The sequence below is a fragment of the Corynebacterium sp. HMSC036D03 genome (assembly GCF_001836185.1).
GTDB classification, from domain to species: domain Bacteria; phylum Actinomycetota; class Actinomycetes; order Mycobacteriales; family Mycobacteriaceae; genus Corynebacterium; species Corynebacterium simulans.
The window spans coordinates 206,675-227,058 of record NZ_KV827737.1 but is presented as its reverse complement, the minus strand read 5'-3'; the positions used below and the strand labels follow the sequence as shown (position 1 = coordinate 227,058).

Sequence of the window (20,384 nt, the reverse complement as noted above, 5' to 3'; positions counted from 1 at the left end):
TCGGTGCTATGAACTACCGTCCGAACTTCCACATCGCGCCCCCGTATGGCCGTCTCAACGATCCAAATGGTGTCTTTCTAGATGGCGACACCATGCACGTCTATTACCAACACGACCCCTGCTTCCCGCACGCGCCGAAGCGAACGGGGTGGGCGCATGCCTCGGCGAAGTACTCAGTGGCAGGCCCCTGGCGGCATCATCCGGACGTGCTTTCGCCTGACCTGCCCTATGACAAGGACGGCTGTTACTCCGGCGGTGCCGTGGTCGATGGCACCGACGTGTGGCTGTTTTATACGGGCAACCTCAAGGTGGATGGCAAGCGCATTCCTTCCCAGAACCGCGTGCGCGTTCTCGATCCTTCTGGCCCTGAGGGTGGCATTTATTACCGCGACGCCGCGAACCCGCTGATTCCCGATAGTGAGGAAGGCTTTACCGGGCACTTCCGCGATCCGCAGATTTCCCGGGATGAGCAAGGCTGGCGCATGGTCATCGGTGCGCAACGTGAGGACGAGAACGCTGCGGTGGTGCTCTACCGCTCGCAGGACCTTAAGAACTGGGACTTTGAGGGAGCACTGGATTTCGCGCTTGACGACGCCGCGCTGGGGCTTAGCCCCGATCTCCTACCGGGCGGATATATGTGGGAGTGCCCAAACCTTGTGGCCTTGACTGATAAGGCAACCGGTGAGTCTAAGGACGTCCTGGTCTTTTGCCCGCAGGGGCTTGAACCCGTCAAAGTGGATGGGCAAACGCACTACGCGTCTTCCGACCAGTGCGGCTACCTGGTGGGCAAGCTGGACGGCACCACCTTCCACGTCGAGCGTGGTTTCAGCGAGCTGGACTATGGACACGAGTTCTATGCCCCGCAGCTGGTTGGCATGAGCGATGGCCAAGCGCTGCTGCTCGGCTGGATGGGCCTTCCTGCTCAAGATGACAAGCCCACCGTGGAGGAGGGCTGGGTGCACACCCTGACCTTGCCGCGCCGGGTATGGCTGGAAGACGGCGTGCTTTATCAATGGCCGGTGTGGGAGACGATTCCCGATGCTGCTGGTAGGGAGGGCTTCGGCAGCACGGTGAGTCTGAGCTCTTCGCGTGGCGGCAGCTATAGCCTGGTTGATGTTGAAGGTAGGGAACACCTGCGCTTTAGCGCAGGCGAAGGGCTGCTGCGCGTGAGTGTGGGCGATGACGAGCGCGTGATTGCCTGCCCAGAGGGCGAGGTCATGGCCATTGCCGATGGCTGCGCCGTGGAAATTTTTGCTGGCGGTGGGCGAATCGCGGCGTCGGCAAGCGTATTTGGCGAAGGCGAAGCGCGATGGAGCGGCTGGGTTAAGAACTAAGTGACCGTTCAAACAGTAAAACTTGGTGAATTTTCCCTCAAATATGTCCGAGCTCTTGGCTTTTTGTCTGGAAGCTGTATCTAATGGTTCTAGGTTGATTAGCTCGTGAAAAGGAAAGGGAGCTTTGCCTATGGACCACAAGGAAGTTGCTGCACGGACCCTGCGTGCACTTGGCGGCGAAGAAAAACATCATCGGCTTGGCGCACTGCGCAACGCGCCTGCGCATGGTGCTGAAGGATACGAAGAAGGTCGATACCAAGGCCTTAGAGGCTGACCCTGACCTCAAGGGAATCTTTGAAGCCGGTGGAATGTTCCAGGTCATCGTTGGTCCAGGTGACGTCAACGTTGTTTATAGGGAATTGAACGGCATGATCCACAAGGACGTTGCCGTTTCCACCGAAGAGCTCAAAGACATTGCCGCTAATTCCGGCAACTGGTTCTCCCGCGCCGTCAAGGTGCTCGCGGATATCTTCGTGCCGCTCATCCCGATTCTGGTCGGCGGCGGTTTGCTCATGGCACTGAACAACGTCTTGTCGGCTGAAGGGCTGTTCGGTGAGAAAGCGGCCATTGAAATGGTGCCGGCACTCAAAGATGTCGCTGGACTTATCAACCTGCTGGCTTCTGCCCCCTTTGCCTTCCTGCCCATTTTGGTGGGCTTTACTGCCACCAAGCGCTTTGGCGGCAATGAGTTTTTGGGCGCGGGTATGGCCATGGCAATGGTTATGCCGGACCTAGTCAACGGCTACAACGTGGCTGAGACCATCGAGGCCGGCGACATGGAGTATTGGAACATCTTTGGCCTCGATGTCGCACAGGCCGGTTACCAGGGTTCCATCCTGCCGATTCTGGTTATTGCGTGGATCCTGGCCACGATTGAGAAGTTCCTCCACCGCCACCTAAAGGGCACGGTGGACTTCATGCTCACGCCGTTGATTACCCTGCTGGTCACCGGCTTTATCACTTTCGCTGCCATTGGCCCGTTCCTGCGCACTGCCGGTGAGTGGTTGGGCGTTGGCTTGGCCAATTTGTATGACTTTGCAGGCCCTGTCGGCGGCTTCCTTTTTGGCTTGGTTTACTCGCCAATCGTCATCACCGGCCTGCACCAATCCTTCCCACCAATCGAATACATGCTGTGGGATCAAGGCGGATCTTTCATCTTCGCCACGGCAGCGATGGCGAATATTGCCCAAGGTGGCGCAGCCCTCGCGGTCTACTTCCTGGCGCGTAGCGAAAAGCTCAAGGGCTTGGCTGGTGCTTCCGGTACCTCGGCACTATTCGGTATCACTGAGCCTGCCATCTTCGGTGTGAATCTGCGCTTGCGCTGGCCTTTCTACATCGGCATGGCTGCCTCTGCAGTGGCCTCGACTCTCATTGCCATCTTCGACGTGAAGGCAACGGCACTCGGCGCGGCCGGCATCATCGGTTTCGTTTCGATGCGCCCGGAGGATTACAGTCAGTTCTTTATCTGTGCTGCAATCGCACTCGCGGGTTCCTTCATCGGCGCCTACCTGTATGGCCGCTACCTAGCCCGCAAGAACGGCTCCATTGATCCGGATGAGGTGAATCCTCCGGCGGCCGAGGCTCAAGCCGCCGCTGCCACCCCAGCTGCGGTAGCAGCCGAGGATGCCTGCACTATCTTCTCCCCATTGGAGGGCACCGCCGTGCCCCTGTCTCAGGTCAGCGATCCTATGTTTGCCGGCGGCAAGCTAGGCCAGGGCGTGGCTATCGAGCCGACCGTGGGCAAACTGGTTGCGCCTGCCGACGGCAAAATCACCGTTACCTTCCCTTCCCACCATGCCTACGCCATTCGCACCAAGGACCCAGTGGTGGGCAATATCGATATCCTCATGCATATTGGCTTCGATACGGTAAACCTTAAAGGCAAGCACTTCACCTCCCACGTCACCAAGGGCGATGAGGTCGGGCGGGGCGATGTCCTCGCCGAATTTGATATCGACGCCATCAAGGCCGCCGGCCTTCCCGTAACTACCCCGGTGGTCGTCTCGAATTCGAAGAAGACCGGCCCTGTTCTTCCTACCGCGGCTTTCCGCCCGGGTGAACTCACTGGCTTCGGTACCGATATCTTTACTGTGGATCCCAAGCCCGTTCCAGCATCCGCACCAACCACTGGCCATGCAGCTACTCCTGCATCCACTGACGAGCCTGCAGGCACAACCCGTTAGCTTGAAAGAACAAAGGCCGAACTGAGGAAAACTCCTTCCCAGTTCGGCCTTTAACGGTTTAGCAATAGCGGCGCTCTCTGGGGCGAAGGCTCACCTTGAGTCCAAGCAAACTGTGACGCACCAGGGTGCCTATAGCAAAAAGCTGCGCCAGCCGGACCGAAGCCCGACCGGCGCAGCCAGTCTCAATTCAGTTTCCTACTTGGTAGGAAGGCTCTTGCTTAAGCGAAGAACTTGCGGCGTGCAGCGAAAGCGCCTGCGGCAACCATCGCAGCTACAGCCAGTGCGGCCAAAGCCTGTGCAACGGAGTTGGAGCCGGTCTCAGCGGACATACCACGTGCGGCTGCCGGGGCAGCGTTGCCCTCAGCGAGCTTACCGCCCTGGGCGATAACCGCATCCTTGTTAGCGTTCAGCATCTGCTCGGAAGCAGCCTTTTCCTCGGCGGTCGGTTCCTGGTTCTTGCGTGCCTCGTCCTTGACGTAGGTCTTGCCGTCCTGGGACAGGTACCAGGTGATGCCACCAATCACCAGGGCTGCCGGAAGAGCCAACCATGCGAGCTTCTTCTTGTCGAATTCAGGCTTCGCAGCTTCAGAAGGGAATGCCTTTGCGTAAGCGTCACGCATCTCGGCGGTAACTTCCACGTTGACCAGGGCCGGATCGTTGACGTAAACGCTCGGATCCTTCATGCTCTGGTACCAAGTGTTGCCCTCAGCGTCCATCTTGGTGGCAGGAGCAGGAATTGCGGAGGTGTCCTGCTGCTCCTTCACGAACTTTTCTGCCTGCTCAGGAGTCAAGCGAACAGGATCGCCTGCGACCGGCTTGGACAGCCAAGAACCGTCTTCCTGCTTGAAGTACTCGACACCATCGACGGTAATCGGATCAGCAGCGACGTCGTGGCGTTCGACTTCACCGGCGCTTTCTTCGTTGGTGTTCGGCTCTTCAGTGCTTTCCTCGCCCTCTTCATTGGACGGATTGTAGTTCTCAGCACCTGGTACATAGTTGTCAGTACGAGTTGTGAGAGTAGATCCATCACCGTGCTCAGTGAACTGATTCGATTCGTTGTTGTCCTAAGCCTGAGCAACAGCTGCGCCACCAAAGGCGAGCGCGCCGGTCAGTACAGCAGCGGTCAGGGTCTGTGGCAAACGCTTCATGTGTTTCTCCTTCGGGAAATATGGGAAAGCGCAAAAATGTCTTTCGCGACGCAAACAACAATAGTCATATAATTCACAGTTGTCACGCGGAAATCAGAAGTTAACTGTAATTTTCATGCGTTACAGCTGTGGAAGAATTGGATTATTAGAATGTTCGTGCGACCTGATTTGCACTGAGGAACGCTAAGGTGAGGTTTATATGTGCAGAGTGTGCCGATAGTTTTGGAGACTGTTTGTGTGTCGGTGCAATCGAAATAAAGGGCTAAGGGGTACGCGGGTGTACTGGCGAAAATAAATGTGGAGGTAGGGGGCGTCGACAGCCGTCGAGCAGCGTTTTGGTAAGGGCGCTGGCGTGTGGTTGAATGTATAGGTTGCAAAAGCTGGTCGGCCCGTAGCGGTGCGTTTCCGAACCGCCGGTCCGAGACCCTTCGGTGTAATCCGTTGTCAAGGCTTGAGCATCGCAAGTTTGTAGACCGCGTGCGGTAAGGACGGAAATCTTACCGCACATCAATCCAGGTCAGGAGACCCATAGTGATTCAGCAAGAATCCCGTCTGCGCGTCGCCGACAACTCTGGTGCACGTGAGATTCTGTGCATCCGCGTTCTCGGTGGCTCCGTTCGACGCTTCGCTGGCATCGGTGACGTAATCGTCGCCACTGTCAAGGATGCTGTCCCAGGCGGCAACGTTAAGGAAGGCGACGTCGTTAAGGCTGTCGTCGTCCGTGCAAAGAAGGAGACCCGTCGTCCGGACGGTTCTTACATTCGCTTCGATGAGAATGCTGCAGTCATTCTCAAGGGCGACAACGAGCCACGTGGTACCCGTATCTTCGGCCCAGTTGCTCGCGAGCTTCGTGACAAGAAGTTCATGAAGATCGTTTCTCTCGCACCGGAGGTGATCTAGTCTTATGAAGATTCATAAGGGCGATATGGTGATTGTTATTTCGGGTCCTGACAAGGGCGCGAAGGGCAAGGTCATCGAAGCATACCCGAAGCGCGACAAGGTCCTCGTTGAGGGCGTCAACCGCGTGAAGAAGCACGTTGCTAACTCCGCTACCGAGCGTGGCGCCGAGTCCGGCGGAATCGTTACCCAGGAAGCTCCGATCCACGTTTCTAACGTTGCAATCGTTGACTCCGAGGGCAATCCGACCCGCGTGGGCTACCGTTTCGATGAAAACGGCAAGAAGGTCCGCATCGCACGTAGCAACGGGAAGGACATCTAATCATGAGCGAGAACTACACTCCGCGTCTGAAGACCCGCTACCGCGAGGAAATCAAGAAGACCCTGAACGACGAGTTCAACTACGACAACGTCATGCAGATCCCAGGTGTCACCAAGGTTGTTGTCAACATGGGTGTTGGCGACGCTGCACGTGACTCCAAGCTGATCAACGGCGCTCTCGAGGACCTCACCGCGATCACCGGCCAGAAGCCGCAGCTGCGTCGCGCAAAGAAGTCCATCGCGAACTTCAAGCTGCGTGAGGGTATGCCAATCGGCGCCCGCGTCACCCTGCGTGGCGACCGCATGTGGGAGTTCCTGGACCGCCTGCTGACCATCGCGCTGCCGCGTATTCGCGACTTCCGCGGTCTGTCCGATCAGCAGTTCGACGGCCACGGCAACTACACCTTCGGTCTCACCGAGCAGACCATGTTCTACGAGATCGACATCGACAAGGTTGACCGCCCACGTGGTATGGACATCACCGTTGTCACCACCGCTACCAACGACGAAGAAGGCCGCCGCCTCCTCAAGGAGCTCGGCTTCCCGTTCAAGTAAAGCGGCTTAAGCTTTTCACCCTCACCTTTTGGTGAGGGCGTTTGGCGTTTTGTATGCCTACTCTGCCGGTGGGGTAACGGTCGTGACGCCTTCGTATTGCCAGCCCACCACTGCATTGCGCACGGAGGCTTCAAGGAGGTTGAGCGGCTGAATGCAGCTGATGGTGAGAAGGCGGCCTGGCATGGGGCCTTCGCCCCAGATTGTGGTGTCTTCGGCGAGGCCTTCTTTTACTGGGTCGTGCATGTCGGTGGCGCTGTAGACCAGCCAGTTGTCGCCGGAGTTTGCAGTGCGCAGGTAGAGCTTGTCGCCGAGGGCGACCTTGTGCTTGTTTGCGCCGCCGTCGTAGAGGTTGTTGAAGACACCGGGAACGCCGGCGCCGGTGTGTCCGGCGATGACGGTGATGTCTGGCGCATTAGTGCCTGGCAGCGAATACGGACGGTCCGCAGCGGTATAAGTGCAGGCCTCCGTCATCGTATCCGGGTTAATCGCGCCGTCTTTGACGCGGCAGGAGCCATCTTCAAATTCGGCATGGACCTCGATTGCAGGGATGAACATCTCAACTGCGGCGGAGGGCTCAATGACTGGAGCAGCTGCCACAGGGACTTGGTTGCTTTCTAGTCCTTCAGGAGGATCGACCACGTGATGCATCGTGGCGGCAAGAGCCACACTTGCAAGGACCGCACTTGCAAGGACACCAACCGTAATACGGAACTTGCCCGAGCTGGACCACAATTCCAGCGCGCGAGTATGGAGCGCCGGCGTGGTCGTTTCTGGCGCGCGGTGGCGGCCACCCGTGCTTTGCGACTTTGGCTGGGGGCTGCGCTTTTGGCGGTTAGGTAGTGGCTTCGGCGCTGCCGCTGCTGATGTTGGTGGCCTCGGCGTCGTTGGCGTTGGGGGAGTGCGCCGCACGTAGGTGCGCTCGCCGTCGGGGTTGCCGTTGCCGGCGCGGCGGGTATCGATGGGTCTGCTATTGATGGGGCGGCGCTGTGTACTGGCGCTGGTGCTGCTGGTCCTGGCTGCCCGGGGGCGCGTGTGATCTGCGCTGTGATCTGGCAGATCGTGAGGATAACGCGGGGGCATGGGCGGCGGCTCCAGGGGGTGAGGGAGGTGGGTTCTAAAAGTAAGTGAATTTTCTAACTAACTTTAATCCTTGGCAGGCGTTAGCAACAATAACCGCGGAAAATACCCACGTGTGGTGGGCATAAAGTTGTTGGCGCAGCCTGGAACTTCGCTGTAGTGTTATCGCAGTTATAACTCTAGGTAAAGGAAGCTTCGTGTCTCTCAACGAATCTGCTGCAGCAGCAATTAAGAAGAAAGTGACTCTGCTCGACGAGTCCTTCGCCCGCTTCGCGGTACGTGCAATCCTGGCCGGCGTCTATCTCGCCATCGGTACCGGTTTCGCGGCCGTCGTAGGTCAGGCCGTCGACAAGCACGCAAAGGGCCTGGGTGCACCAGTCTTCGCCATGCTTTTCGGCCTTGGACTTTTCGCCATCGTCATCCTCGGCGCGGAGCTTGCTACCGGCAGCATGATGTACGTCGTCTACGGTGCCATCAATAAACAGGTGGGCTGGGGCAAGGGCTTTTGGCTGCTCATCGTCACCACATTCTTCAACTTTGTTGGTGCCGTACTCTTCGCCGCTGCCATGGGTGTTTCCGCGAAGCTGGGGCACATTGACCCATCGCACCTCATCGCAACGCTGTCCATGGGCAAACTAGAAAAGGGCCCAGGCGGCCTGCTGGTTGAGGGCATCCTCGCAAACTTCGTGGTCAACATGGCCATCGTCGGTGCTGTCTTTGCCAAGGACATCGTCTCGAAGTTCTTCGTCATCGTGCCGATCATCGCCTGCTTCGTGGGCCTTAGCCTCGAGCACGTCATCGCAAACTTCTGCTTGATGACGCTGACCTTCTTCTGCTCTAACCCACTGCCGGATGGCTTTACCCTGGGCGCTGTTCTCACCAACTGGTCGCTGGTTTGGGTGGGCAACGTCATCGGCGGCGGCTTCCTCATTGGTGGCGTTTACGCTTGGCTCAACAAGGGCCCTGAGGCTTACCGCGACTAATCATTATCTTCTGCGCGCAGGATGCGCATTGCAACGACGAGTTCCGAGGAATACTCCCGGAGCTCGTCGATTAGGTTTTCACCCACAGCGCGCAGCTCGACGTCGTCGACAGGTTCCAGTGCATCGAGGATGAACAGCGCCGCAGTGGTGTCGTCGTGCAGCGCCGTGCGGGTGCACTGGCGCCAATTCCAGCGGCGGCATGTGACCCCGTTCGCATCGAGCCAGACCACCTCGCCCGGTTCAGGATGCTCGGTTACAGGCTCGCCTTTGTCCATAGTGGCGAAGTTCTCAGCACCAGTAGCTCGCACCAGCTGTGGAGCGGATACATAGGCGTTCAGGTCTTCGCCGCCGAAGGGGATCTCGTAAGTCACGGACAGCGAGTTATAGATGTCCGTGAGGCGGTTGATGCGAGGCAGCCCCTTTTCCGCGCGGCGTATGAGCGCCTCCGTGCTGTTGCGGGTTCGCGATGGCTTCGCGCCGAATCCTTGATAAGCCTTGCGCCATGCTGCGATGTGCGGGAAGTCCGTGACGGCGCACTTGCCCAAGCGTGCGCGGGCAACGTCTTCGGCGTTGCGCAAGAGCTGCTCCGAGTGGGCGTCGGAAGGCGCAGGCGTGATGCCATCGACGGCGATGAGCAGCGCGCGGTAGTCGGGACGTAAGGCCGCGACCTCGGGGCTGATGCTGGCGTCAGCAAGGAACTCGATGAGTTCCCCAGTACTGCGGATCTTTTTTGAAGAGTGGTTGCTCATCGCTTGAGTTCTCCTGGCTTGAGTTCACCTGCGTAGATGTTGAAACGATCGCCGCGGGCAAACCCTACCAAAGCCATGCCAGTCTCCCGGGCAGTCTCCACAGCGAGCGAGGAAGCCGCGCTAACAGCAACGAGCATACCGAACCCGGCCATTGCTGCCTTTTGTACAAGCTCGAAGCTGGCGCGGGAGCTCATAACCAAAATAAGGTCGTCTGCGGGCAGGCGATCTTCAAGGAGCAGGTGCCCGATGACCTTGTCTGCTGCGTTGTGCCTGCCGACGTCCTCTCGCACAACGATGGGCTTGCCGTCTAAGGTGAATGCGCCGGCGGCGTGGATACCACCGGTCTTGCGGAAGAGCTTTTGCTCGGCGCGCAGCTTTTCGGGCAGCTGCGCAACCACGGCTGGGTCAATCTGGATGTTGGGGAGCGCGTAGCGCGATTTCTTGTTTAAATCCTCGATGGAGCTGGTGCCGCATACGCCGCACGCGGAGTTGGTGAGCGTAAGCCGCAGATCTTTTAGCCCAATGACATTCTTCTGGGCCAGATCGATATCCAGCAGGTTATAGGTGTTCATACCGTCCACGGTGGAACCAGCGCAGTAGCGGGCTTCGGAGACGTCGGCAAGCGTGGCGATATGGCCCTCAGAATGCAAAAAGCCATGAGCTAGCTCAATATCATGGCCCGGAGTGCGCATGGTGGTGGTCAGGGTCTGCCCGCCGACACGAATCTCCAGCGGCTCCTCGCCAGTGACGATGTCGGCGCGGGTATCCACCTGGGTTACCTCCGTGCCATCCAAGTGAACCTTGGTAACAGCAAAGGACTTTGTTGCCCGGCCCGCCACTAGTTCAGCTCCGTCCGCAGTTTGGCGATGTTCGCGCGCGCCTCGTCCGAGTCCCGCGAGGCCAACCCAACCAAATATGCCGTCAGGGGAGCGGCCGGGCGCGAGGTGCTGTGTGCGACGTCGCGGGTAAGGTCGAGCAGCTCACGGGTCAAGGCAGTGGCATCTTGCTTGTCGACGCCGATTAGTTCTGCCGCTTCCTCCAACCACTGGTGGGCGGAGTGGATAGGGTCATTTTCTGCAGTCATGACGGCCACTCTAGTCCTCGAGAGTGACATGCAGCTTCGACGCTAAAAAAGATTTGGAAAACTGCAGGTTAGCGGGTAGTGTTGCAGTTCGGACTCACGTCGAGGCTGTAGTGTGCCCAGATGGCAAATGAAATCTAGCCCTACAAGCTGCAGAAACGTAGAGCCTGAATCAAGAACTGAACATCATCAACTTTGTTGTAGGCCCCCCGCCGTTTTCGGCGGCCCGTTGTATGTATCAAAGGGTGGCGAGCGCCTTACGGTATTGACCGTGAGGAGCGTGAGTAGCCCGAAATCACACGGAAAACGCTTTGGTGGGTACGGGAACCGCAACGAGAAAGGTAACGGTCACTCACATGACCATGACTGATCCTATCGCCGACATGCTGTCGCGCGTGCGCAACGCAAGCCATGCGCACCACGACACCGTGTCGATGCCGACCTCCAAGATCAAGGCAAACATCGCCGACATCTTGAAGCAGGAAGGCTACATCGCTGACTACTCCGTTGAGGGCCGCGAGCTCGAGCTCACCCTCAAGTACAACAACCGTGAGCGCTCCATCTCTGGTCTGCGTCGCGTGTCTAAGCCGGGTCTGCGTGTGTACGCAAAGTCCACCAATCTGCCGAAGGTCCTTGGCGGCCTGGGCGTGGCTATCATCTCCACGTCTCAGGGTCTGCTGACCGACCGTCAGGCTCAGGAGAAGGGCGTAGGCGGAGAAGTTCTCGCCTACGTCTGGTAAGGGAGGATTGACACATGTCTCGTATCGGTCTAGCACCAATCGCCGTACCATCCGGCGTTGAAATCAAGGTAAACGGCCAGGAGGTCGAGGTTAAGGGTTCCAAGGGTACCCAGACCGTCGTTCTGCCAGAGCCAATCACCATCGCAGTCGAGGATTCCGTAATCACGGTTTCCCGTCCAGATGATGACCGCAAGAACCGCGCTCTGCACGGCCTGTCTCGCTCTCTCGTCAACAACGCAGTTATTGGCGTGACCGAGGGCTACACCATCAAGATGGAAATCTTCGGTGTCGGCTACCGTGTTCAGCAGAAGGGTAGCGACCTCGAGTTTTCTCTGGGTTACTCCCACCCGATCCTCATCAAGGCTCCGGAGGGCATCACCTTCGCTGTGGATGGCGCAACCAAGCTCTCCGTATCTGGTATTGACAAGCAAAAGGTCGGACAGGTCGCCGCTAACATTCGCCGCCTGCGTAAGGACGATCCTTACAAGGGCAAGGGCATTCGTTACGAAGGCGAGCAGGTCCGCCGCAAGGTCGGAAAGACGGGTAAGTAAGCAATGGCTAACACTGAAAACGCAAAGCGCACCCCAATCGGCAAGGACATCTCCTCCCGCCGTCGCGAAGCACGCGCACGCCGTCACTTCCGCATCCGTAAGACCCTGCGCGGCACCCCTGAGGCACCGCGTCTGGTCGTTCACCGCTCTTCCCGCCACATGCACGTCCAGGTCATCGACGACCTGGCTGGCCACACCTTGGTCGCAGCTTCCTCCATGGAAGCTGACGTTCGTGCGCTCGAGGGCGACAAGAAGGCAAAGGCCGCAAAGGTTGGCGCCTTGATCGCTGAGCGCGCCAAGGCTGCTGGCATCGAGGCAGTTGTCTTCGACCGTGCTGGCTACAAGTACCACGGTCGCGTTGCCGCTCTCGCAGAGGCAGCTCGTGAAGGTGGTCTGAAGTTCTAATGATCATGGCAAACGGAAACATCAACGGAAGGAACGCCTAATGTCGGACCGTGAAAAGCGTGACGGCGGACGCTCCGCCGAGAACGGTCGTAATAACGACCGCAACAATGGCGGTCGTCGCAACGATCGTCGTAATCAGCAGGACAACGAGCGCGATAAGTACATCGAGCGCGTAGTCACCATCAATCGCGTCTCCAAGACCGTTAAGGGTGGCCGCAACATGTCCTTTACCGCTCTCGTCGTCGTAGGCGATGGCCAGGGCATGGTTGGCGTTGGCTACGGCAAGGCTAAGGAAGTCCCTGCCGCAATTCAGAAGGGTGCAGAAGAGGCTCGCAAGAACTTCTTCCGCGTCCCGATGATCGCCGGCACCATCACCCACCCGGTCGAGGGTCGCGACGCAGCTGGCATCGTCATGATGAAGCCTGCCGCACCTGGTACCGGTGTTATTGCCGGTGGTGCTGCACGTCCGGTGCTCGAGTGCGCTGGTGTGCAGGACATTCTGTCGAAGTCCCTCGGCTCCGACAACGCCCTCAACGTCGTCCGCGCTACCGTGGACGGCCTCAAGCAGCTGGTTCGCCCTGAAGAGGTTGCCGCACGTCGTGGCAAGTCCCTCGAAGAGGTTGCTCCGGCCCAGATGCTGCGTAAGCGCGCAGGTCAGGAGGCATAAGCAATGGCTCTGAAGATTACTCAGGTAAAGGGCCTGGTGGGTACCAAGCCGAATCACCGCAAGAACATTGAGGCTCTCGGCCTCAAGAAGATCGGCCAGTCTGTTGTAAAGCAGGACACCCCGATCATCCGCGGCATGGTTCAGAAGGTACGCCACTTGGTCACCGTCGAAGAAGTGGCAGGGGAGTAAACCATGGCTGATATCATCAAGCTGCACGACCTGCGCCCATCCGCAGGAGCAAACAAGCCTAAGACCCGCGTCGGCCGCGGTGAGGCTTCCAAGGGTAAGACCGCTGGTCGCGGTACCAAGGGCACCAAGGCTCGTAAGCAGGTTTCCGCTGCTTTCGAGGGTGGCCAGATGCCGATCCACATGCGTCTGCCGAAGCTGAAGGGCTTCAAGAACCCGAACCACGTTGAGTACCAAGTAGTCAACGTTGCAGACCTCGCAGAGGCATTCGCTAACGGTGGCGACGTCACCGTTGCAGATCTCGTCTCCGCAGGCCTGGTTCGTAAGAACCAGCCGGTCAAGGTTCTGGGCAACGGCTTCATCAACGTCAAGCTGAATGTCACCGCTGACAAGTTCTCTAAGTCCGCTGTTGAGAAGATTGAGGCTGCTGGCGGCACCGCCACCGCAACCAAGTAATCAACTGCGTTACTTAAAGCATTAAAGCGCCCGCTTTCCCGAGTGATCGGGAGGCGGGCGCTTTCCTTATTAGTTGGCTGGCAATCCTTACCTTAAATGTGGCTAAATAGCGCGTGGCTGGTAGGCTTGCATGGTCATAAGTGTTCAACCTTCCCCATGTTAGGGGACAGATGAGTTCCACCTCCGAGCGTTGTCACCTATTTTCCCTTAAATGTTGATAGCGCCGGAAGGCCAGGAGGATTTTGTAGTGTCCGCCATTTTGCAGGCTTTTAAGGACGCCGACCTGCGTAAGAAGATCATCTTCACTATCTTGATGATTATTGCTTACCGCATTGGCGCCCAGATTCCATCCCCGGGCGTTGATTACGCTTCGATCTCCGGTCGTTTGCGTTCTCTGACGGAGGAGTCCGGCAATCTGTATTCCGTGATTAACCTGTTTTCAGGTGGCGCGCTTTTGCAGTTGTCTATCTTCGCCATCGGCATCATGCCGTATATTACGGCTTCGATCATCGTCCAGCTGCTGACCGTTGTCATCCCGCACTTTGAGCAGCTGAAGAAGGAAGGCCAGTCCGGTCAGGCCAAGATGACGCAGTACACGCGTTACCTCACGCTCGCGCTGGCGTTGCTGCAGTCTTCCGGCATCGTGGCCCTGGCGGACCGCGAGCAGCTGCTGGGCCAGGGCGTTCCGGTTCTGGCTGAAGACCGTAACTTCTTTACCCTTATCGTTCTGGTCATCACCATGACCGCGGGCGCCATCCTCGTTATGTGGATGGGCGAGCTCATTACTGAAAAGGGCATCGGCAACGGCATGTCCCTGATGATCTTCGCCGGCATTGCAACGCGCTTGCCAACCGACGGCGTGGGCATCATGCAGAACAACGGCGGTCTGGTCTTCGCCATGGTCGCCGCGGGTCTTATCGTGTTGGTCGTTGGCATTACCTTTATCGAGCAGGGCCAGCGCCGCATCCCAGTACAGTACGCAAAGCGCATGGTTGGTCGCCGCCAGTACGGTGGCTCCTCCACCTACCTGCCGCTGAAGGTCAACCAGGCCGGCGTTATCCCGGTTATCTTTGCGTCCTCGCTAATCTATATGCCGGTGCTTATCACCCAGATCGTTAACTCTGGTTCCGGTAACGTGCCGGATAACTGGTGGCAGCGTAACGTGATTGCGCACCTGCAGTCCCCGAGCTCCTGGCAGTACATCGTCTTGTACTTCGTGCTGACCATCTTCTTCTCTTACTTCTATGTCTCGGTGCAGTATGACCCTGCCGAGCAGGCAGACAACATGAAGAAGTATGGTGGTTTCATCCCGGGTATTCGTCCGGGCCGCCCAACCGCACAGTACCTCGGCTTCGTAATGAACCGTCTGCTGTTCGTAGGCTCCCTATACCTTGCGTTGATCGCTATTCTGCCGAATATCCTGCTGGATCTCGGCGTTGGCCATTCTTCCGCAAACGGCACCTCCGCTTTCGGCGGTACCGCTATTCTGATTATGGTCTCGGTTGCTCTGACTACCGTCAAGCAGATTGAGTCCCAGCTCCTACAATCCAACTACGAAGGACTTCTCAAGTAATGCGTTACGTACTCCTCGGCCCTCCCGGTGCCGGCAAAGGCACCCAAGCAGCAATCCTGAGCGAGAAGCTGTCTGTTCCGCACATCTCCACCGGTGACCTGTTCCGCGCCAACATTGGTGAGGGCACCCCGCTGGGCGTTGAGGCAAAGTCCTACATTGATGCCGGCAAGCTCGTTCCGACCGACGTCACCGCGAGCATGGTTGAAGATCGCCTTAACCAGGACGACGCTGCAAACGGCTTCCTGCTGGACGGCTTCCCACGCACCGTGGAGCAGGCTGGCATTCTGGCCGAGCTGCTCGAGAAGAAGGGCGTCAAGCTCGACGGAGTTATCAACTTCGAGGTTTCCGAGGACGTCGTCGTCGAGCGCATGCTGGCCCGTGGCCGCGCTGATGACAACGAGGAGACCATCCGCACCCGACTCGGCGTCTACCGCGACGAGACTTTCCCGCTCATCCAGCACTACGGCGATGAAATCATCAACGTCAAGGCTGAGGGCACCGTTGAGGAAATCAACGAGCGTACCCTGAAGGCTATGGGCAAGTAATACGCCATGGGATTTAGACGCCGCAGCAAAACCATTCCCGCACGCACCCCAGGTGAACTGGACGCGATGCAGGCCGCCGGAGAAATCGTCGGCAAAGCATTGCAAGCCGTGCGCGCCGCTGCGGCGTCTGGCGTATCTACGCTCGAGCTCGATGAAGTAGCCGAGCAAACAATCAGGGACTTGGGCGCTACCCCTACCTTCAAGGGATACGAGGGCTTCCCGGGTTCCATATGTGCCTCCGTCAACGATGTCATCGTGCACGGCATTCCGGGCAAAGACATCGTGTTGGCGGAAGGTGACTTGGTCTCCATCGACTGCGGCGCAACGCTCGACGGTTGGGTAGGAGACAGCGCGTGGACCTTCGGCGTGGGCAAGCTGGCCCCCGAAGCAACCGCGCTTAACGACGCCACGGCATGGGTTTTGGCTGAAGGGCTCAAGGCGATGGTCCCGGGCAACCGCTTGACGGATGTTTCGCACGCTCTTGAGCAAGCAACCTACCGCGCTGAAGATAAGTTCGGCGTTGATCTTTTCATTGTGGATGGCTACGGCGGCCACGGCATTGGCCACACCATGCACGAAGAACCTTATCTCGCGAACGAAGGAAAGCCGGGCCGCGGTCCGCTCATTCAAGAAGGTTCCGTTCTCGCGATTGAGCCGATGCTTACCCTGGGTACGGAAGATAACGCCGTGCTTGACGACGATTGGACTGTGGTCACCCTTGACGGCAGCCTCGCCGCTCACTGGGAACACACCGTAGCCGCGACTGCTAACGGCCCGCGAATCCTTACTCGTCGCTATTAGCTGAAAATCACGGGGGAGGACTGGGGTCGCGTCGAGTATGCGGATTCCACGTGAGGGTCTATACTCGTTGCCATGTCTAAACTTCGCCCCCGCAACGTGTCCTCTAAGGCACGTCGTGCCCTAGTTGCCCCTATGACCGCCGGCGTCATGACCGTCTCCGTCTTGGCAGGCGCCCCAGCTGCTTCCGCACAGACCGTTCCTTCCATCGAGTCCATGAGCTCCGATGCGCAGGCACAGATTGATGCCCTGACCGCGGACGCCCGCGCACAGATCGATAACTTCGTCGGTCAGTCCCGCGAGCAGGCTTGGAACACGCGTAATCAGATTCTCGATCAGGTCAAGGTTTTAAACCCTGCTGCGGCAGATGCTATTCAGCCGGCTGTTGACGCTGCAGTCAACGCTATCTTCCCAGGCCTGATTGACCAAAAGAACGCGGAAGCACGTGCGGCACGTGAGGCGCAGGAGCGTGCGCACGCAGAGCAGGTTGCACGCGAACATGCTGCGGCTGAGGCGGCTGCACGTGAGGCCGAAGCACAGCGCAAGCGCAACGAGTTTGACCGCGGCCCTTGCCCGGCGGATGCACGCGTCTGCGTTGACCTGAACGGCAAGCGCACCTGGCTGCAGGACAACGGCAACGTTTCTTACGTAGCATCTGCGATGTCTGCTGGCATGGCAGGTCAGGAAACCCCGCGCGGCACTTTCTACATCAACCGCAAGATCAAAGACGAGATCTCCCGCGAGTTCGGTAACGCGCCGATGCCTTACTCCATGTACTTCACCAACTCCGGCCACGCCTTCCACGAGGGTTCCCCGGCTTACGAGTCCAACGGCTGCATCCACCTGTCGCATCAGGATGCTGTTCGCTTCTGGAACGATGTGCCAGTCGGCTCCAAGGTTTTCATCTACTAAGCATCCAAAGCGCAGACGCTTTTAATCTCTTTCAAAGAGAATTCTCCCCGTGGAAGATAATTCCCCGGGGAGAATTTTTGCTTTATTGCCGCTTTGGCGCGTGTCTCTAAGAGTGCGCAGGTAGAGGAGTTTGTTTATTGCTCGCACGCAGCGTATGCTAAAGCGCTGGTGTATGTTTGCGGTCTTATTTACCGCGACGTCGCCAAGCAGTAGACACCAAACATGCAGGTGACACTCACTTGAAGTCACCTAGAAAAGTAGAGGTTATGGCTAAGGAAGGCGCAATCGAGGTCGAGGGTCGTATTATCGAGCCTTTGCCAAACGCAATGTTCCGCGTCGAGCTCGACAACGGACACAAAGTTCTTGCACACATTTCTGGCAAGATGCGTCAGCACTACATTCGCATCCTCCCAGAGGATCGCGTGGTTGTAGAGCTGTCCCCTTATGACCTAACCCGCGGACGCATCGTCTACCGCTACAAGTAAACACTGTAAGCCTCCTTACCCTCTGACATAGCGGCGCTATGTCTAGCCCACCTCAGGCTGCGATGGCCTGAGCCCGCACTGGTAAGTAGCCCACAGATCCGGCATCGGCCCGGGCGAAGTGCTGCATGGAGCGGGGCGGATAGGGAGAAAACCATCGTAACAACCCGAAAGGACACGCCACATGGCACGTCTAGCTGGTGTTGACCTTCCACGCAACAAGCGTATGGAGGTCGCTCTCACCTACATCTACGGCATCGGTCCAACCCGTGCCAAGGAATTGCTGGAAAAGACTGGCATTTCTCCTGACCTGCGCACCGACAACCTCGACGATGATCAGCTGTCGGCGCTGCGTGACGTAATCGAAGCTACCTGGAAGGTCGAGGGTGACCTCCGCCGCCAGGTTCAGGCTGACATCCGTCGCAAGATTGAAATTGGTTGCTACCAGGGCATTCGCCACCGTCGTGGCCTGCCGGTTCGTGGTCAGCGCACCAAGACCAACGCTCGTACCCGCAAGGGCCCGAAGAAGACGATCGCAGGAAAGAAGAAGTAATTCATGCCTCCAAAGACTCGCTCCGGCGCGCGTCGTACTGGCCGTCGCGTCGTAAAGAAGAATGTGGCCGCAGGCCACGCTTACATCAAGTCCACCTTCAACAACACCATCGTGTCTATCACTGACCCGTCCGGTGCTGTTATCTCTTGGGCATCCTCCGGCCACGTTGGCTTCAAGGGTTCCCGTAAGTCCACTCCGTTCGCTGCACAAATGGCTGCTGAGAACGCTGCTCGTAAGGCAATGGAGCACGGCATGAAGAAGGTCGACGTATTTGTTAAGGGTCCGGGCTCCGGCCGCGAGACCGCCATCCGTTCCCTGCAGGCTGCAGGCCTCGAGGTTTCCTCGATCACGGATGCAACCCCACAGCCGCACAACGGCTGCCGTCCAACCAAGCGCCGCAAGGTTTAAGGGAAAGGAAGAGGTAAGAAAATGGCTCGTTACACTGGCCCCGCTACCCGCGTATCCCGCCGTCTGCGCGTCGACTTGGTCGGCGGCGACATGGCATTCGAGCGCCGCCCGTACCCACCGGGACAAGCTGGCCGCAACCGCATCAAGGAATCCGAGTACTTGCTGCAGCTGCAGGAGAAGCAGAAGGCTAAGTACACCTACGGTGTTCTTGAGCGTCAGTTCCGTCGTTACTACGCCGAGGCTAACCGCCGCCCGGGCAAGACCGGTGACAACCTGGTCGTTCTGCTCGAGTCCCGCCTCGACAACGTCGTCTACCGCGCTGGCCTGGCAAACACCCGTCGCCAGGCTCGCCAGCTTGTCTCCCACGGTCACTTCACCGTGAACGGCAAGAAGATCAACGTTCCTTCCTTCCAGGTTTCGCAGTACGACATCATCGATGTTCGTGAGCGTTCCCAGAAGATGGAATGGTTCGAAGACGCTCAGGACCGCCTGGTCGATGCCAACGTACCGGCATGGCTGCAGGTTGTTCCTGAGACCCTGCGCATCCTCGTGCACCAGCTGCCCGAGCGCGCTCAGATCGACGTTCCGCTGCAGGAGCAGCTCATCGTCGAGCTTTACTCGAAGTAAACTTAGTAACCGAGTGCCCCGTTTGTGGCATTCGGAGAAGAGTGAATCTTCGAAACCTCAATCTTTACCCCTTCTACCGACGTCAAATAGCGGGCGTCGACAAGGAGATATTCAATGCTCATTTCCCAGCGTCCTCAGCTCACCGAGGAATTCATCGAGCCGTCTCGTTCCAAGTTCGTCATCGAACCGCTCGAGCCGGGCTTTGGTTACACCCTCGGTAACTCCCTTCGTCGTACCCTGCTGTCCTCCATCCCGGGTGCAGCAGTAACTTCCATCAAGATCGATGGTGTTCTCCACGAGTTCACCACCATCAACGGTGTGAAGGAAGACGTCTCTGAGATCATCCTCAACATCAAGGGCTTGGTTCTGTCCTCCGACTCTGACGAGCCGGTTGTTATGTACCTGAGCAAGGAAGGCCCAGGTGTTGTTACCGCGGGCGATATCCAGCCGCCGGCTGGCGTGGAGATCCACAACCCGGATCTGCACATCGCATCCCTGAACGACACCGCCAAGCTGGACATGGAGCTCGTCGTCGAGCGTGGCCGCGGCTACGTTCCAGCAGCACCGACCTCTGGTGAAATCGGACGCATTCCGGTTGACCAGATTTACTCCCCGGTTCTGCAGGTCTCTTACAAGGTCGAGGCAACTCGTGTTGAGCAGCGCACCGACTTTGACAAGCTGATCATCGACGTCGAAACCAAGAACTCGATTTCTGCCCGCGACGCCCTGGCTTCCGCCGGCGGCACCCTGGTCGAACTCTTCGGCCTGGCTCGCGAGCTGAACAATGCTGCTGAGGGCATCGAGATTGGCCCGTCCCCGCAGGAGACGGAGTACATCGCGGCCTACAGCATGCCTATCGAGGACCTGAACTTCTCCGTTCGTTCCTACAACTGCCTGAAGCGTCAGGAGATCCACACCGTTGGTGAGCTCGCAGAGTGCACCGAGTCGGACCTGCTGGATATCCGCAACTTCGGCCAGAAGTCGATTAACGAGGTAAAGATCAAGCTGGCTAACCTGGGCCTGGCTCTCAAGGACACCCCTGAGGACTTCGACCCAACCCAGCTTGAGGGTTACGACGCAGAAACCGGTGACTTCAAGGATCCGTCTGCGGACGATTCCGAGTAAAGCACCACACTGACCTGCGGCCCGAGCT

Annotated in this window: 24 protein-coding genes and 2 pseudogenes; 21 read left to right on the top strand and 5 right to left on the bottom strand. The window is 58.2% G+C overall.

Features of this window, described 5'->3' with window-relative positions; translation table 11 throughout:
• Positions 1-8: 8 nt before the first annotated feature.
• A complete protein-coding gene (locus tag HMPREF2692_RS05830) occupies positions 9-1,334 on the top strand; it encodes a glycoside hydrolase family 32 protein (protein WP_070823070.1) in 1,326 nt (441 codons plus the stop codon).
• 130 nt (positions 1,335-1,464) lie between these two features.
• A pseudogene (locus HMPREF2692_RS05825) lies at positions 1,465-3,517 on the top strand (sucrose-specific PTS transporter subunit IIBC).
• Between the two features lie 218 nt (positions 3,518-3,735).
• Here HMPREF2692_RS05825 and HMPREF2692_RS05820 read toward each other — a convergent pair.
• Positions 3,736-4,665 (bottom strand): annotated as a pseudogene (locus HMPREF2692_RS05820) (hypothetical protein).
• Between the two features lie 531 nt (positions 4,666-5,196).
• Between HMPREF2692_RS05820 and rplN the strand changes: the two are divergent.
• The 3 genes from rplN to rplE are packed head-to-tail and all read left to right on the top strand — an operon-like array spanning position 5,197 to position 6,438.
• Positions 5,197-5,565: a 50S ribosomal protein L14 gene (rplN, locus tag HMPREF2692_RS05815; RefSeq protein WP_061920530.1), complete on the top strand. Its 369-nt coding sequence runs from the start codon at positions 5,197-5,199 to the stop codon at positions 5,563-5,565.
• A 4-nt stretch (positions 5,566-5,569) separates the two neighbouring features.
• Complete coding sequence (gene rplX / locus HMPREF2692_RS05810) at positions 5,570-5,884, top strand: 50S ribosomal protein L24 (RefSeq protein ID WP_005527724.1); 315 nt, start codon at positions 5,570-5,572, stop codon at positions 5,882-5,884.
• Between the two features lie 2 nt (positions 5,885-5,886).
• Entirely contained in the window at positions 5,887-6,438 is a 552-nt protein-coding gene (gene rplE / locus HMPREF2692_RS05805) for a 50S ribosomal protein L5 (protein ID WP_046646792.1), read from the top strand.
• Between the two features lie 57 nt (positions 6,439-6,495).
• On the opposite strand, the gene HMPREF2692_RS13340 is transcribed toward rplE, so the two are convergent.
• Positions 6,496-7,518, bottom strand: a complete 1,023-nt coding sequence (locus HMPREF2692_RS13340; protein WP_246815644.1) for a sortase family protein — start codon at positions 7,516-7,518, stop codon at positions 6,496-6,498.
• A 194-nt stretch (positions 7,519-7,712) separates the two neighbouring features.
• Here HMPREF2692_RS13340 and HMPREF2692_RS05795 point away from each other — a divergent pair, with 194 nt between their 5' ends.
• Entirely contained in the window at positions 7,713-8,498 is a 786-nt protein-coding gene (locus HMPREF2692_RS05795; RefSeq protein WP_062035873.1) for a formate/nitrite transporter family protein, read from the top strand.
• On the opposite strand, the gene HMPREF2692_RS05790 is transcribed toward HMPREF2692_RS05795, so the two are convergent.
• Genes HMPREF2692_RS05790 through HMPREF2692_RS05780 form a run of 3 tightly spaced genes read right to left on the bottom strand, consistent with a single transcriptional unit; the run spans position 8,495 to position 10,331 of the window.
• Positions 8,495-9,247: a B3/B4 domain-containing protein gene (locus tag HMPREF2692_RS05790; protein ID WP_070456901.1), complete on the bottom strand. Its 753-nt coding sequence runs from the start codon at positions 9,245-9,247 to the stop codon at positions 8,495-8,497. The genes HMPREF2692_RS05795 and HMPREF2692_RS05790 overlap by 4 nt on opposite strands.
• Entirely contained in the window at positions 9,244-10,086 is an 843-nt protein-coding gene (gene fdhD, locus HMPREF2692_RS05785) for a formate dehydrogenase accessory sulfurtransferase FdhD (RefSeq protein WP_061920540.1), read from the bottom strand. The genes HMPREF2692_RS05790 and fdhD overlap by 4 nt, the downstream gene beginning before the upstream one ends.
• A complete protein-coding gene (locus HMPREF2692_RS05780; protein WP_061920542.1) occupies positions 10,086-10,331 on the bottom strand; it encodes a DUF6457 domain-containing protein in 246 nt (81 codons plus the stop codon). Before HMPREF2692_RS05780 ends, fdhD begins: the two co-directional genes overlap by 1 nt.
• A gap of 353 nt (positions 10,332-10,684) precedes the next feature.
• On the opposite strand from HMPREF2692_RS05780, the gene rpsH reads away from it, so the two are divergent.
• The 15 genes from rpsH (at position 10,685) to HMPREF2692_RS05705 (ending at position 20,356) form a co-directional block, all read left to right on the top strand.
• Positions 10,685-11,068: a 30S ribosomal protein S8 gene (rpsH, locus tag HMPREF2692_RS05775; RefSeq protein WP_061920544.1), complete on the top strand. Its 384-nt coding sequence runs from the start codon at positions 10,685-10,687 to the stop codon at positions 11,066-11,068.
• Positions 11,069-11,082: 14 nt separating this feature from the next.
• Positions 11,083-11,619, top strand: a complete 537-nt coding sequence (gene rplF, locus HMPREF2692_RS05770; protein WP_061920547.1) for a 50S ribosomal protein L6 — start codon at positions 11,083-11,085, stop codon at positions 11,617-11,619.
• Between the two features lie 3 nt (positions 11,620-11,622).
• Complete coding sequence (gene rplR, locus HMPREF2692_RS05765) at positions 11,623-12,024, top strand: 50S ribosomal protein L18 (RefSeq protein WP_061920549.1); 402 nt, start codon at positions 11,623-11,625, stop codon at positions 12,022-12,024.
• A gap of 40 nt (positions 12,025-12,064) precedes the next feature.
• Entirely contained in the window at positions 12,065-12,691 is a 627-nt protein-coding gene (rpsE, locus tag HMPREF2692_RS05760; RefSeq protein ID WP_005527787.1) for a 30S ribosomal protein S5, read from the top strand.
• A gap of 3 nt (positions 12,692-12,694) precedes the next feature.
• Entirely contained in the window at positions 12,695-12,880 is a 186-nt protein-coding gene (rpmD, locus tag HMPREF2692_RS05755; protein WP_061920551.1) for a 50S ribosomal protein L30, read from the top strand.
• Between the two features lie 3 nt (positions 12,881-12,883).
• Positions 12,884-13,333 carry a 50S ribosomal protein L15 gene (gene rplO / locus HMPREF2692_RS05750; protein ID WP_070823066.1) on the top strand — a complete coding sequence of 150 codons (450 nt, stop codon included), beginning with the start codon at positions 12,884-12,886 and terminating at the stop codon, positions 13,331-13,333.
• 247 nt (positions 13,334-13,580) lie between these two features.
• Positions 13,581-14,906: a preprotein translocase subunit SecY gene (gene secY / locus HMPREF2692_RS05745; RefSeq protein ID WP_061920555.1), complete on the top strand. Its 1,326-nt coding sequence runs from the start codon at positions 13,581-13,583 to the stop codon at positions 14,904-14,906.
• The gene (locus HMPREF2692_RS05740; protein WP_070497797.1) at positions 14,906-15,451 is read left to right on the top strand and encodes an adenylate kinase; all 546 of its coding nucleotides are present in this window, start codon (positions 14,906-14,908) and stop codon (positions 15,449-15,451) included. The genes secY and HMPREF2692_RS05740 overlap by 1 nt, the downstream gene beginning before the upstream one ends.
• A 6-nt stretch (positions 15,452-15,457) precedes the next feature.
• A complete protein-coding gene (gene map / locus HMPREF2692_RS05735; RefSeq protein WP_061920561.1) occupies positions 15,458-16,252 on the top strand; it encodes a type I methionyl aminopeptidase in 795 nt (264 codons plus the stop codon).
• Positions 16,253-16,324: 72 nt separating this feature from the next.
• Positions 16,325-17,161: a L,D-transpeptidase gene (locus tag HMPREF2692_RS05730; protein ID WP_070456904.1), complete on the top strand. Its 837-nt coding sequence runs from the start codon at positions 16,325-16,327 to the stop codon at positions 17,159-17,161.
• 266 nt (positions 17,162-17,427) lie between these two features.
• Positions 17,428-17,646, top strand: a complete 219-nt coding sequence (gene infA / locus HMPREF2692_RS05725; RefSeq protein ID WP_004566852.1) for a translation initiation factor IF-1 — start codon at positions 17,428-17,430, stop codon at positions 17,644-17,646.
• Positions 17,647-17,827: 181 nt separating this feature from the next.
• The gene (gene rpsM, locus HMPREF2692_RS05720) at positions 17,828-18,196 is read left to right on the top strand and encodes a 30S ribosomal protein S13 (RefSeq protein ID WP_034656519.1); all 369 of its coding nucleotides are present in this window, start codon (positions 17,828-17,830) and stop codon (positions 18,194-18,196) included.
• Between the two features lie 3 nt (positions 18,197-18,199).
• A complete protein-coding gene (gene rpsK, locus HMPREF2692_RS05715) occupies positions 18,200-18,604 on the top strand; it encodes a 30S ribosomal protein S11 (RefSeq protein WP_034656521.1) in 405 nt (134 codons plus the stop codon).
• Between the two features lie 21 nt (positions 18,605-18,625).
• Positions 18,626-19,231 carry a 30S ribosomal protein S4 gene (gene rpsD / locus HMPREF2692_RS05710; protein WP_061920567.1) on the top strand — a complete coding sequence of 202 codons (606 nt, stop codon included), beginning with the start codon at positions 18,626-18,628 and terminating at the stop codon, positions 19,229-19,231.
• Between the two features lie 114 nt (positions 19,232-19,345).
• The gene (locus HMPREF2692_RS05705; protein ID WP_061920569.1) at positions 19,346-20,356 is read left to right on the top strand and encodes a DNA-directed RNA polymerase subunit alpha; all 1,011 of its coding nucleotides are present in this window, start codon (positions 19,346-19,348) and stop codon (positions 20,354-20,356) included.
• The last annotated feature ends 28 nt before the right edge of the window (positions 20,357-20,384 follow it).